We start from the raw sequence: 13410 nt of genomic DNA on the forward strand, positions 1-13410 counted from the left end.
CTAATAATACGACCGTTCGTATTGTTTGCAAGTCAAGGGAGCGCCATGAAGAACCTGATCCGGGCAGGATTGTCGGCCATCGGAATGTTCTCGCCCCCGCTGGCCGGTCGGCTCGCGTTCGAACTGTGGCGTCGACCGCTGGCCCGCGGGCAGGTCCGCGAGGCCGAGCGCGCGATCCACGCGGCCGCGCGGGTGGAGGTCGTCGACGGGATCGTCACCTACGCCTGGGGCGACGGCCGACGCCCGGTCCTGCTCGTGCACGGCTGGCGCTCACGCGCGTCCCGGTACGCCGGTTTCATCACCAAGCTGCTCGAGCTCGGCTACAGCCCGATCTCGTACGACGGACCCGGCCACGGCGACACGACCGGGCCGATGGGCACGATCCTCGACCACGAGCGCATCATCACCGGACTGGCCGACAAGCACGGCCGGTTCGAAGGGGTGATCGCCCATTCGCTGGGCGTTCCGTTCGCCCTGTACGCCGTCCGCCAGGGAGTGGCCGCGGGCAGGATCGTCTCGATCAGCGGTGTCGCGGAGTTCGGTTACCTGGTCGACAAGTTCAGCCGCGAGCTCGGGCTGAAGCCCACGGTGCAGGCGGAGCTGAGGAGCTCCATCGAGCGCGGGTTGTTCGATGGTGACCCGGAGATCTGGACCAGGTTCTCGGTCGGTCCGGGTGAGGCCGAGCTGCTGATCATCCACAACGACGTGGACGACGTGGTGGACCCGTCACAGGTCGCCGTACTGCTGGCGTCGTACGGACCGAAGGCCCGCTTCTCCCCCAAAACCGGGCTCGGCCACGGCCGGATCCTCTCGGACCCGGCCGTGATCGACGAAGCCGTCGCCTTCGTCACGTCCGAAGAAGTGGCGAGACGTCCCTCCAGTTCCTCGGACGCAAGCGAGTGGTCAGATGTCGCGGAAGGTCTCGATCTGGGCGCCTAGGGAGTTGAGGCGGGCGGCCAGGTCCTCGTAGCCGCGGTTGATCACGTAGACACTGCGCAGGACCGACGTACCCTTCGCGGCCATCATCGCGATCAGCGTGACGACGGCCGGGCGCAGCGCCGGCGGGCACATGATCTCGGCGCCGGAGAAGTGCGTCGGGCCCTCGACCATCACCCGGTGCGGGTCGAGCAGCTTGACCCGGCCGCCGAGCTTGTTCAGGTCGGTCAGGTAGATCGCGCGGTTCTCGTAGACCCAGTCGTGGATCAGCGTCTGCCCGGTCGCCGTCGCGGCGATCACCGCGAAGAACGGCAGGTTGTCGATGTTCAGGCCGGGGAACGGCATCGGGTGGATCTTGTCGATCGGCGCGTGCAGCAGGGACGGCCGGGTGGTCAGGTCGACCAGCCGGGTCCGGCCGTTCTCGGCCAGGTACTCCTCGCTGCGGCTGTAGTCGAGGCCCATCTCCTCCAGCAGCGCCAGCTCGATCTCCAGGAACTCGATCGGCGCCCGCCGGATGGTGATCTCCGAACCGGTCACGATCGCGGCAGTGAGCAGGCTCATCGCCTCGATCGGATCCTCCGACGGCGCGTAGTCGACGTCAACGTCGATCTCGGCCTTGCCGTGCACCGTCAGCGTGGTGGTGCCGATTCCATCGATCTTCACGCCGAGCAGGTCGAGGTAGAAGCAGAGATCCTGGACCATGTAGTTCGAGCTCGCGTTGCGGATCACCGTGACCCCGTCGTACCGGGCCGCGGCCATGATCGCGTTCTCGGTCACCGTGTCGCCGCGCTCGGTCAGCACGATCGGCTTGCCCGGCGACACAGCCCGGTTCACCATCGCGTGGTACTCACCGCCGGTCGCCTTCACGTCCAGCCCGAACGGCCGCAGCGCCGCCATGTGCGGCTCGACCGTCCGGGTCCCGAGGTCGCAGCCTCCGGCATACGGAAGCTGGAAGGTGTCCTCGCGGTGCAGCAGCGGGCCGAGGAACATGATGATGGAGCGGGTACGGCGGGCGGCCTCGGCGTCCATCCCGGCCAGGTCGAGCTGGGCCGGCGGGACGATCTCGAGGTCGCCGGCGTCGTTCAGCCAGGTGGTCCGGACGCCGATCGAGTTGAGCACCTCGAGCAGCCGGTTGACCTCTTCGATCCGAGCGACCTTGCGCAGCGTGGTGCGGCCCTTGTTCAGCAGGCTGGCGCACAGCAGCGCGACACCGGCGTTCTTACTGGACTTGACGTCGATTGATCCGGACAACTGCCGGCCGCCGGCTACGCGGAGGTGGACCGGACCGCCACCGAGAGAGACAATTTCGGAGTCGAGTGCCTCGCCGATCCGGGCGAGCATCTCGAGCGTGAGGTTCTGATGACCCTTCTCGATCCTGTTCACCGCACTCTGGCTGGTGTTCAGCACGTCCGCGAGTTGCGCCTGTGTCCACCCGCGATGCTTCCGGGCGTCCCGGATGAGATTGCCGATCCGGCTCAGGTAGTCATCAGTCATGCGCGGGACCTTATCTCACATGTGAGATACCCCAGCACCGACCCGCCGAGGTCAGCGTAGCCAATGTCACCTCGCCTCGATCGACCGCCCCCGGACGCCTGACAGCACAGCAAGTCGGCGCCCCCTACAGTCCGTTGAAACCTCTTCGGCCTACAGTTACCCCCAACTCCCGCCGCCATCCGGAGAGGACCAGCAGATGCCCGAGGACACCGCCGCCGCGGCGGTGAAAGAGTTCGAGGCGGAGTCGTGGCCGCTGGAGGCGGCGGCCGACAGCCTGCATCAGGTGATCGACGGCTTCCAGAACGGCGACACCCGGCCGCTGGTGATCGGCGACGGCGACCAGCCGGTGCTGGTGGTGCTGGCGATCGCGGACCTGGCCGACTTCCGGGCCCGGATCGCGGAGCTGCTGGCCAACCCGGTCGACGCGGGCTGGCTGCGGTACTACCTGCGCTCCCACTTCGACATGAGCTCCGAGCGCCTGATCGAGTTGCTCGGCGTCGACACCGACCACGGCCTGTCCTCGCTGGCCAGCCAGGTCAACGTCGAGCAGGCCGCCGTACTGATGCCGGATCATCTGCGCCGGACCGAGGCCGGCGGGAACCCGCTGATGCTGATCGGCGACGGGATGATGGCGACCGCGGCGCTGGTCGCGTTCCCGGCGTTCCAGGTGCTGCTCGCGATGGAGAGCGAGGGCAAGGTCGAGGACGACTCCTGCGCGCACGACGACGAGGAGAAGCCGACCACGCCGCTGGAGGTGCTGGCCGAACGGCTCGGTCCGGTGGCGACCCAGCTGGTCGCTCAGATCAACGCCGGACGCGAGCCCGGCCTGCCGAAGTACGAGCTGCACTTCGAGGACGAGCTCGTCGAGCACCTGCGCGATCTGGAGGCGCGCGCGGAGAAGACACCGGGCGGAGGTGCGTACGACGAGCTGAACGACCTGCTGCACCAGTTCGACCAGATGCGCAGCGGACTGGTCGAGGTCGAGGAGGACGAGCCGGCCGAGGCGCCGTACCTGGAAGCGACCGACCTCAAGGCGGCGCTGCCGGATCTGCGGGACAACTTCCGCAGCGGCTCCGACGACCCGTACCTGATCGGGATCGACGGCAGTCCGCTCGCCGGGCTGATCACCTTCGACCTCTACGAGGAGCTGCAGAAGGTGTCGGTCGAGCTGGACGGCACCGACGAGGCGCCAGTGCTGCCGCTCCCCCAGCCGCACTGGGAGCACGGGCCGCGACTGCTGCCGTTCGAGGCCGCGGTCGAGGTGTGTGACGCGGTGATCGAGGACATCTTCAACGGCGAGGCGTCGATGGTGTTCGTCGCCGACGAGGACGGCGACCCCGAACTGGTCCTCGCCCCCCTCGTCTGGCTCTGGGCCTACGTCGACCACCTCGACCTGGAAGCCGCCGACGCCTGACCGGTTGGGGATCCCCACCGAGGACGGGGGTTGCCCACTGAGGTTGGGGATCCCCACCGAGGACGGGGGTTGCCCACTGAGGTTGGGGGTTGCCCACCGAGGTTGGGGGTTGCCCACTCACGTGGAGGGTTGCCCATCCGGAATTCGAAGGGGCAAGCCCTCCACTCAGGGGTTGACCACTGACGATGGGGGTTGCCCACCGAAGTGGGGGGGTTATCCCAAGGGGAAGAGGGGTTGCCACTCGGCGAGGGTGGCGATTTCGTAGACGTTCTGCGGGGTGTACGGGTCCTTGGCGAGGATGTCGCGGAGCTCGGCCTCGTCGGCGACGTCGTAGATGAGCAGCGCGCCGGTCTGGTCGGTGAACGGTCCGGCGGCGACAAGCTTGCCGGCTTCCTTGAGCTCGCTCAGGTACTCGCGATGGGCCGGACGGACCTCCATCCGGCGGTCGGTCTCGGCAAGATCGAAGCGAAACTGCACGACATAAAGGGCCATGCGCAAAACCCTACATGGCCTGCGATGCAAGGAGATTTGGTGCGGGAAAGGGCGTCACGAGCCGCCCACAGCGGCTGGTTCAGGTCGGACCCGAAAGTCGACGAGTGCTCGCCCTTCCCGCCCGGCTATTTTCACTGGTCAACGAGCCCGGATGCAAGGGGTTGGTTAAGGAAATTGCTGCGGACAGTTGAGTCAGGTAACGCTTGGTGATCCAACCCCTGCGGGCCTCGATGAGAGCGCTGAGACAGCCGTACAGTCCGTCACACAGCTGGGTTGTCAAGGCGCTGTCCGCCGACCTTGGGAAGCCACCAACCGTTTCCTGGGCCGCGAAATGGTCGGTGGCTTCACAAGGTTGCCTGGGATCAGTCCAGGGCGGAACGGCCGGCTTCCAGCCGCGCGACCGGGATCCGGAACGGCGAGCAGGAGACGTAGTCCAGACCCACCTCGTGGAAGAACTGGATGCTGTCCGGGTCGCCGCCGTGCTCACCGCAGATACCGAGCTTGAGGTCGGGCTTGGTGGCGCGGCCACGCTCGACGCCGGTGCGGACCAGCGCGCCGACACCCTCGCGGTCGATCGACTCGAACGGCGACACCGCGAAGATGCCCCTCTCCAGGTAGCGGGAGAAGAACGCCCCCTCGACGTCGTCGCGGCTGAAACCCCAGGTGGTCTGGGTCAGGTCGTTGGTACCGAATGAGAAGAAGTCGGCCGCCTCGGCGATCTGGTCGGCGATCACCGCCGCGCGCGGCAACTCGATCATGGTGCCGATCGGGATCGTCCATTCGACCCCTTCCTCGGCCGCGACCTCGGCCAGTACGCCTTCGACCTCGTCGCGGACGAGATGCAGCTCCTGGACCGCACCGACCAGCGGGATCATGATCTCGGGCCGCGGGTCCTTGCCCTGCTTCTTCAGCTCGGCGGCCGCCGACGCGATCGCCCGGACCTGCATCGCGAACAGCCCCGGGACGACCAGGCCGAGCCGGACCCCGCGCAACCCGAGCATCGGGTTCTCCTCGTGCAGCCGCTCGACCGCGGTCAGCAGCGCGGCGTCGTGCCCCGGCTTCTCACCGCGTTCGCGGGCCAGCGCGACCTTCACCGCCAGCTCCTCCATCGACGGCAGGAACTCGTGCAACGGCGGGTCGATCAGCCGGATCGTCACCGGCTGCCCGTCCATCGCCGCCAGCAACTCGAGGAAGTCGCCGCGCTGCAACGGCTCCAGCTCGGCCAGCGCGGCCTCCAGCTCGGCGTCGTTGTCGGCCAGGATCAAGTGCTCGACCGACTCCCGCCGCTCCCCCAGGAACATGTGCTCGGTCCGGCACAGTCCGATCCCCTCGGCCCCGAACCGCCGCGCCCGGGCCGCGTCGTCGGCCGTGTCCGCGTTCGTTCGTACGCCGAGACGCCGTACCTCATCGGCATGGGTGATCAGCCGGTGGACCGAGGCCACCAGGTCGTCCCCGGAGTCGGGGTCGAGCGAGCCCTCGAAGTACTGGACCACCGGTGACGGGACGACCGGGACCTCGCCGCGGAACACCTCGCCGGTGGTGCCGTCGATCGAGATCATCTCGCCGGCCCCGATCACCGTGCCGTTCACCTTGATGGTGCCTTGGGCAACGTTCACGTCGAGTTCCTCGGCGCCGCAGACACAGGTCTTGCCCATGCCGCGGGCGACCACGGCCGCGTGCGAGGTCTTGCCGCCGCGGCTGGTCAGGATGCCTTGGGCCGCGATCATGCCGTGCAGGTCGTCCGGGTTCGTCTCGCGCCGGACCAGGATCACGTTCTCGCCGCTCTCGGCCGCCTCGACCGCGGCCGCCGAGGTGAAGACGATCTTGCCGGAGGCCGCACCCGGCGAGGCGCCGATCGCCTTGGTGATCCGCTCCTTGTCCGCGTCCGCGTCGAACCGCGGGAACATCAGCTGCGCGAGCTGTGCACCCTTCACCCGGCGCAGCGCCTCGTCGGTGTCGATCACACCCTCGTCGATCAGGCTGGTCGCGATCCGGAACGCGGCCGCCGCGGTCCGCTTGCCGACCCGGGTCTGCAGCATCCACAACTTGCCGCGCTCGACAGTGAACTCGATGTCGCACAGGTCGCGGTAATGCCCCTCGAGCTTGGCCATGTTCGCCATCAGATCGTCGTACGACGTCTTGTCGAGCTTCTCCAGGTCCGCCAGCGGGACGGTGTTGCGGATGCCGGCCACCACGTCCTCGCCCTGCGCGTTCTGCAGGTAGTCGCCGTACACGCCGGGCTGGCCGGTGGAGGGGTCGCGGGTGAAGGCGACGCCGGTGCCGGAGTCCATGCCGAGGTTGCCGAACACCATCGAGCAGATGTTGACCGCCGTACCCAGGTCGGCGCCGATCCGCTCCTGGCGACGGTAGAGGATCGCCCGCTCGGAGTTCCAGGAGCCGAAGACCGCCTCGATCGCCAGATCCATCTGGGTCCGCGGGTCCTGCGGGAACTCGCGGCCGGTGTGCTCGTGCACGGCGTGTTTGAACGTCTGGACGAGCGCCTTCAGGTCGTCGGCGTCCAGGTCGAGATCGCTCCGCGCGCCCTTGGCCTGCTTGGCCTCCTCCAGCGCCTGCTCGAAGACCTCGCCGTCCATCCCGAGCACGGTCTTGCCGAACATCTGGATCAGCCGCCGGTACGCGTCCCAGGCGAACCGCGGGTTGGCAGCCTGGTGCGCCAGGCCATTGACCGAGTCGTCGTTCAGGCCGACGTTGAGGACCGTCTCCATCATGCCCGGCATCGACGCCGCCGCACCGGACCGGACCGACACCAGCAGCGGGTCGTCTGCCTGGCCGAGCTTCTTGCCCATCTTCTGCTGGAGCGCGTCGACATGGTGGTCGATCTCCTCGGCTAGCTCCGGCGGCACCGCTCCGGTCTGCAGGTAGACCTTGCAGGCTTCGGTGGTGATGGTGAATCCCGGTGGCACGGGCAGGCCGAGGTTCGTCATCTCGGCCAGGTTCGCCCCCTTCCCGCCGAGCAGGTCCTTCATGTCCTTGTTGCCTTCGGCGAAGTCGTAGACGAGTTTCGGCACGATCACTCCCTGGGTTTCAGGCGTGTTGAGGCGCGGAGAGGTGACCCGCTGGCCCATCGACTCCGGCGGCGGGGGCGTGCTTTCAGAGTAAGCCAGAAAACCAGTCCAGTTGAACACTGGTCTCACCATATCGACGTGAGCCTGCCCACAGGTCGAAGGCCGGAAAGCCCTTCCCTGCTTGACAACGCGAGACAATCGCCACGTTTGCCGATGAAACGCAGAAGCAGGGTGTCAGCCACCTTCCAGGTGGGTAACACCCTGCTTCCGGGAGTGCATGACTACAGCTTGCGGCGGGTCCTCAGGTAGTCGCCGACGACCGCCGCGCCGAGTCCGTCGAGGTCGGGTGCGAGGACGCGACCCCCGCTGCGACGAGCCAGCAGATCGACGAAGGCGTTGAGCCGGGGGTCGTCGCCGAGGCGGAAGACGGTCAGCGAAGCGCCCAGCTTGGCCAGGCGGTCCACTTCGAAGATCGTCTTGCGCAGCGTGGCCGGCTCGGGCGGGTAGGAGAACTCCGCGGTCCCGTCCGGTTCAAGATGCGCGGTCGGCTCGCCATCGGTCACCATCAGCACGACCGGCTGCGCGTCCGGGTGACGACGCAGATGCCGGCCGGCCAGCAGCAGGGCGTGATGCGCGTTCGTCCCCTGCTCCCAGGCGCCCTCCATCCCGATCAACTGCGGTAGCTCGACGACCCCGGCGTACCGCCCGAAGGTGATCAACTGGAGCGCGTCGTTCCGATAGCGGGTCGAGATGAGTTGGTGCAGCGCGAGCGCCGTACGCTTCATCGGCAGCCAGCGGCCCTCCTGGACCATCGACCACGACGTGTCCACCAGCAACGCCACTGCGGCCCGGGCCCGATGCTCGGTCTCCGCGATCTCCACATCGGACACGTCGAGCTTCACCGATCCACTCCGTGAAGCAGTCCGCAGTACGGCGTTCCGGACCGTCCGGGGCACGTCCCACGGCTGGGTGTCGCCGAACTCCCACGGCCGGGTGGACCCGCTCAACTCACCGGCCGCGCCGGCGTTCGCCGCGTCGCGTTCACCCGAGCCCCGGGCAGTCCGCAGTACGTCGGCCAACGCGGTCTGACCGAGTTGGCGCAAAGCCTTCGGCGACAACCGCAACGAACCGTCCGGAGCGCGTTCCAGCAGCCCTTGATCGCGTAGCTGCCGCTCCAACTCGGTCAGCCGGCGCGCGTCGACCGTCACCTCCTCGCCGAGTTGACGAGTGAGTGCATCGAGATCGATGTCCTCCATCCGCGCGCCCGGATAGGACTGCGCGAGCTGCTCGGCCAACGCGTCCAGCTCGGCCAGATCCGACATCGCCCGCGCGCCATCGGCGAGACCGAGCGGATCGTCACCACTCATCCGGGCCGAACCACTCCAGTCCTCCCCCGGCCGGAGCGCCTGCAACTGCGCGTCCAACTGAGCCAACTGCTGGGCGAGCTGCGGACTGCCGAACGCCTGCTGCGACAGCTCCATCAGCTCGGCCCGCTGCTCAGGAGTCATCGAGTTGAGCATCCGCTGCGCCGCGGCCGCCCGTTGCGCGAGTACGTCGATCAGCTCGTCGACGTTCCGTGGATTCTCCGGGAAGAACTCGCCGTGCTTGGCCATGAACTCGTCGAACAACTGCGGCACATCCGGCCGACCCTGTGCGTGCGCGGCGAGCAACGCGTTCAGGTCGGTCAGCATCTCGTTGATCCGGGCCACGTCCTCCGGCGTGGTCTGCTGCAGTGCCTCCTTCATGCCCTCGAACCGCGACCCGAGCAGCTCCCGGCCGAGCAACTCCCGGATCTCGTCGTACTTCTGCCGCGCCTCCGAGGACTCCCACTCGTAGTTCGCCAGCTCCCGTACGGCGGCCGCCGTACCCGCTGGGAGTGCGTCGAGCTGGGCCTCCTTGAACCGGGCGTCGTCGGACGGGTTCGGGAACAGCTCGCGGCGCTCGGCCGCCAGCGCCTCATCGAGCAGCCGCTGGACGTCTCTCAACGTCCCATCGAGGTTGTGCCGCTGCTGGATCTCGCGGCGACGCTCCCACAACCTGCGGGTGAGATCGTCCAGCCCCTGGGTGCTCCGGGTGCCGCGCCGGAGCATCTCCTCCAGCGCGGACCGCGGCGACGAACCGTTCATCACGTCACGGCCGATCTCGTCCAGCGCGTCACGCAGATCGATCGGCGCGGCGAGCGGATCCGGCCCGTCGTGCCACGGCCCGTAGGACCAGCCTTCGGGGATTGAGGCGGTCATCTCAGGCCCCGTAGACCGTGGTGTCGTTGTCGGCGTCCTTGGCGAGACGTTTGGACAGGTACAGCATTTCCAGGGCGAGCTCGACCGCCGCGGCGATGCGGCCCGGCGACTCGTTCGGGTCGACACCGGCCCGGGCGGCGACGTCGTGCAGCACCGGCAGCTCCGGCAACGCCGCGAGCACGTCCCGGCCCGGCACCCGCTCACCCGTCGTCACAAGGTTGCCGTCGGCAACAGCATGGGCGAGCGGGCTGAGGTCGAGACCGGCGAACCGCTCCCGCGCGGTGTCCGCCACCGACCGGCGCAGCAGATACTCGAGCAGCTCGATCTCGCGCCCTTCCTCACCAGGCTCGAACTCGAGCTTGCCCCGCAGTACGGCGGGCACCGCCTCGAGGTCGACCGGTCGCGCGACGGCCGGCTCCTCACCGGTGATCGCGCTCCGGCGCAGCGCGGCCGCGGCGATGGTCTCGGCCGCGGCCACCGCGAACCGGGCCGACACACCCGACCGCTGGTCGATCGCGTTCGACTCGCGCAGGTGCCGGACGAACCGGGCCAGCACCTCCAGCAGCGGCTCGCCGACCTCGGCGGTGAACTCCGCCTCCTGCCGGATCACGTCCACCTCGGCGTCGATGTCGAGCGGGTAGTGAGTCCGGACCTCGGCGCCGAACCGGTCCTTCAGCGGTGTGATGATGCGGCCCCGGTTGGTGTAGTCCTCCGGGTTCGCCGTTGCCACCAGCAACACGTCGAGCGGCAGCCGCAGCGTGTACCCGCGGACCTGGATGTCGCGCTCCTCCATCACGTTCAGCAACGCGACCTGGATCCGCTCGGCCAGGTCCGGCAACTCGTTGATCGCGACGATCCCGCGGTGCGACCGCGGGACCAGACCAAAGTGGATGGTCTCCGGATCACCCAGGCTGCGGCCCTCGGCCACCTTCACCGGGTCCACGTCGCCGATCAGGTCACCGACCGACGTGTCCGGCGTCGCGAGCTTCTCGGCGTACCTCAAGTCCCGATGCAGCCACGCCACCGGCAGCTCATCCCCGAGCTCAGCGGCCCGGCGGCGGGACGCGGGTGTGATCGGATCAAGCGGATGCTCGGGCAGCTCGGCCCCCTCGATCACCGGGGTCCACTCGTCCAACAGCCCGACCAGAGTGCGCAGCAGCCGCGTCTTGCCCTGACCACGCTCACCCAGCAGTACGACGTCATGCCCCGCGAGCAGGGCACGCTCGAGTTGCGGAATCACCGTCCGGGTGAATCCGACGATCCCAACCCACGGATCACGCCCAGCCCGCAGCTCCTTCAGCAAATTGTCACGAATCTCGGCCTTGATCGACCGTGGCAGATACCCGGCGGCCCGCAGGTCACCGGCCTTACGTGGAAGTTCAGCAGGTGCACTAGTCACCCTGGAAACGTTAGCTCGCCCACCCCAACCCCCACCCCACCCCGACTCGCCGCCGCCGAGTCAATCCAGGTCCACGACACGCCGATCCCCCAACCAAGATCGACGACTCGACGCCCCTCACCCCCGCAGACGCTGGATCGGCCAGATCCCGGAGCCGTGAACAACATGAAGGGACCGTGAACAGGCTATTTCTTGTGTCAGGACCCTAGAAGGTGTTCAAGCCCTCAGGTTCTGCCCGGTTCTGGCCAGCATGCGAACCAAACCGCCCGCCAACCGAAACCCCGGCCACACGTCCGGCAGGGTCTCCCTCACGGTGGTGGATGGGCTGGGTGGTGCGCCTGCGTTTCGGGGCCACGGGGTGGCGGCTGGCGGGTTGCGTCACCGCTGGCGGGTTGCAACACGCCAGTGGTGAGATAACCCGCCAGCGGGACGCGCCGCTTGCCGGGTTGCCCGGCATATGAGCGGTTTCGTCCGCATCCCGGGATCCGAGAGTCGGTCGCCGGGGGCTTGAACACCTTCTGGGGACCGGGGACATGACATGGCCTGTCTCCGGACCCCAGAAGGTGTTCAAGGTCCTGGGCTCTGCCCGGTGTGACCGGCATGCGGGCAAAATCGCCCGCCCATCGAACACCGGGCCCGTCCCGATCCAGGGCCAGGGGAATCCGGCGCATCCAGGCCGGCACACCGTGTCCACGCCGGGCGCACGTGACCACTCGGTGAGCTGCTCCGGGACAGCTACGTCCTTCCCTGGTCGTGGTGGCGTGGGTCAAGGGTCGAACTTGTTCGATCCGCGCAGCGGACGCCGAAGGCCCCCTTGACGCACGCCACCACGACCAGCACCATCAAGCAGCCCGGAGCCGCGCCCCACAGTTGTCCAGAGACTCGGCCCCAATCCCCACCGGCTCCGGGTGCTGACGTCGCCGTTATGGCGGTTCGGGAGCGGGAGCGGGAGCGGTACGGCGGGTTCGGGAGTGGGGCGAGAGGTGTGGCGCGTGGGTCGTCGAGTTCGTGGTGCCGGCCGGGCCTGTGGGCGGTGGGCGGTGGGGCCGCTCAGACCCGAGGTGTGACGCGACCCGACGTGAACAAATACGTCGGCGTGAAGTGAACCGGCACCCAAGGATGCGTCTCGGACTCCCGCGTGACGAAGTGATCGCCGTCGGCCGGGAGGGTCGGCCGGAGCTCGTACTCGTGGACCGGCTCCTCCGCGAATGCCAGCCGCTCACCCGTGGCCTGGTAGTTCATCACCAACCGGTCGTCCCGCCGTACGACGTCCAGCCGTACGCTCGCCCGCTCGTATCGCCCGACGTGACGGTCATCGAGCGGAAGATCGACCGGTTGCGGTGGCGCCGGGTGGGCGACGCCGACGTACTGCGTGAAGACCTCGGAGGCTAGCGGTTCGAACAGCTTCGTGCCGTTGCCGGAGTTGGTGAGCAGGCACATGACGAGGCGCGCCTCCGGATCGACGCGCAGGAACGCGAGCTGCGAGATGGTCGTGCCGTCATGCCCGAAGAGCCGTCGGCCGCCCCAGCCGTAGATGCGCCACGCCAGCCCGAGCTCGGTGAAGCCGCCGATACCGCCGGCGTACGGGACTTGCGGCTCCTGCATCGCCGCGTATCGCTCGTCGGTCAGATGCATCCGGGCGAACTCCAGCAGGTCGCCCGCACTCTGCGTGATCAGCCCTGCCGGCCCGATACTGCGCGGGAGCTGCCAGGTCTTGACCGGCGAACCATCGGTCAGGAGATGCCCAAGCGCTGCCCGATGCAGGATCGCTTCCTCCGGCAGCGTCACCGTCTTCGTCAGCCCGAGCGGTTCGATCAGCCTGGCCTTGAGTGACGCGTCCCAGGTCCGACCGTCGAGTACTTCGATGATCCGCCCGAGCAGCACGAATCCGGCGTTGCAATAGGAGTACGCCGTACCAGGCTCGAACAAGCTGTCCACATCGCCCAGCAGCCCGACGTACTTCTCGACGCAGTCGTCCCCGCGGCCGGTGTCGGTGAAGACGTCGCCGTCGATACCGCTGGTGTGGGTGAGCAGGTGACGGACCGTGATCCGCGGACCGATCGGTGCCTCGGGCAACAGTTTGACCACCGGATCGTCCAGCCGCAGCCGGCTCTCGGCGGCCAGCTGCACGATCATCGTCGCGGTCCACGGCTTGCTGATCGACCCGATCTGGAAGAGCGAGTCGGCAGTCGTCTCCACCCCGGTTGCCGCGTTGAGGACGCCGTACGGCGCGATCGTCGTCTCGCCGTCGTACCAGATCCCGAGCACCGCCCCGGGCACCTTCGCCGCCGCCGCCAACTCACTCAACCGCGCAGACCACTCACCCATGCGCCAAACCTACTTCGCCGCCGCCTCACATCCCCGTGCCGACCGTTGACTCACGGATTGAGTACGGCGTGGCGCCCAAAA

The 13410-nt window shown here is 68.1% G+C and carries 8 protein-coding genes; 2 read left to right on the forward strand and 6 right to left on the reverse strand.

Translation table 11 applies throughout. The annotated features are described in order from the left end of the window. Nucleotides 1-45: 45 nt before the first annotated feature. Nucleotides 46-939: an alpha/beta hydrolase gene (locus AB0F43_RS04045; protein ID WP_360470296.1), complete on the forward strand. Its 894-nt coding sequence runs from the start codon at nt 46-48 to the stop codon at nt 937-939. Here AB0F43_RS04045 and AB0F43_RS04050 read toward each other — a convergent pair. Beyond that, a complete protein-coding gene (locus tag AB0F43_RS04050; RefSeq protein ID WP_360470299.1) occupies nt 904-2430 on the reverse strand; it encodes a UDP-N-acetylglucosamine 1-carboxyvinyltransferase in 1527 nt (508 codons plus the stop codon). The genes AB0F43_RS04045 and AB0F43_RS04050 overlap by 36 nt on opposite strands. Nucleotides 2431-2626: 196 nt before the next feature. On the opposite strand from AB0F43_RS04050, the gene AB0F43_RS04055 reads away from it, so the two are divergent. Next, the gene (locus AB0F43_RS04055) at nt 2627-3844 is read left to right on the forward strand and encodes a hypothetical protein (protein ID WP_360470302.1); all 1218 of its coding nucleotides are present in this window, start codon (nt 2627-2629) and stop codon (nt 3842-3844) included. A gap of 213 nt (nt 3845-4057) precedes the next feature. On the opposite strand, the gene AB0F43_RS04060 is transcribed toward AB0F43_RS04055, so the two are convergent. The 5 genes from AB0F43_RS04060 to AB0F43_RS04080 form a co-directional block, all read right to left on the reverse strand. Beyond that, complete coding sequence (locus tag AB0F43_RS04060; protein ID WP_360470305.1) at nt 4058-4336, reverse strand: muconolactone Delta-isomerase family protein; 279 nt, start codon at nt 4334-4336, stop codon at nt 4058-4060. A gap of 362 nt (nt 4337-4698) precedes the next feature. After that, the gene (ppdK, locus tag AB0F43_RS04065; RefSeq protein ID WP_360473003.1) at nt 4699-7368 is read right to left on the reverse strand and encodes a pyruvate, phosphate dikinase; all 2670 of its coding nucleotides are present in this window, start codon (nt 7366-7368) and stop codon (nt 4699-4701) included. A 275-nt stretch (nt 7369-7643) separates the two neighbouring features. Next, nucleotides 7644-9602, reverse strand: coding sequence for a VWA domain-containing protein (locus AB0F43_RS04070; RefSeq protein WP_360470308.1), 1959 nt, complete (start codon nt 9600-9602; stop codon nt 7644-7646). A gap of 1 nt (nt 9603) precedes the next feature. After that, entirely contained in the window at nt 9604-11001 is a 1398-nt protein-coding gene (locus AB0F43_RS04075) for a sigma 54-interacting transcriptional regulator (RefSeq protein ID WP_360470311.1), read from the reverse strand. Between the two features lie 1050 nt (nt 11002-12051). Further along, nucleotides 12052-13329: a serine hydrolase domain-containing protein gene (locus tag AB0F43_RS04080; protein ID WP_360470314.1), complete on the reverse strand. Its 1278-nt coding sequence runs from the start codon at nt 13327-13329 to the stop codon at nt 12052-12054. Between the last annotated feature and the right edge of the window lie 81 nt (nt 13330-13410).

Source organism: Kribbella sp. NPDC023972 (assembly GCF_040639075.1).
Lineage (GTDB): Bacteria > Actinomycetota > Actinomycetes > Propionibacteriales > Kribbellaceae > Kribbella.

Coding starts and splice junctions, on each gene's coding strand:
- AB0F43_RS04045 (WP_360470296.1), top strand. CDS start 46: ATGAAGAACCTGATCCGGGCAGGATTGTCGGCCATCGGAATGTTCTCG.
- AB0F43_RS04060 (WP_360470305.1), bottom strand. CDS start 4,336: ATGGCCCTTTATGTCGTGCAGTTTCGCTTCGATCTTGCCGAGACCGAC.
- AB0F43_RS04080 (WP_360470314.1), bottom strand. CDS start 13,329: ATGGGTGAGTGGTCTGCGCGGTTGAGTGAGTTGGCGGCGGCGGCGAAG.
- AB0F43_RS04055 (WP_360470302.1), top strand. CDS start 2,627: ATGCCCGAGGACACCGCCGCCGCGGCGGTGAAAGAGTTCGAGGCGGAG.
- AB0F43_RS04070 (WP_360470308.1), bottom strand. CDS start 9,602: ATGACCGCCTCAATCCCCGAAGGCTGGTCCTACGGGCCGTGGCACGAC.
- AB0F43_RS04050 (WP_360470299.1), bottom strand. CDS start 2,430: ATGACTGATGACTACCTGAGCCGGATCGGCAATCTCATCCGGGACGCC.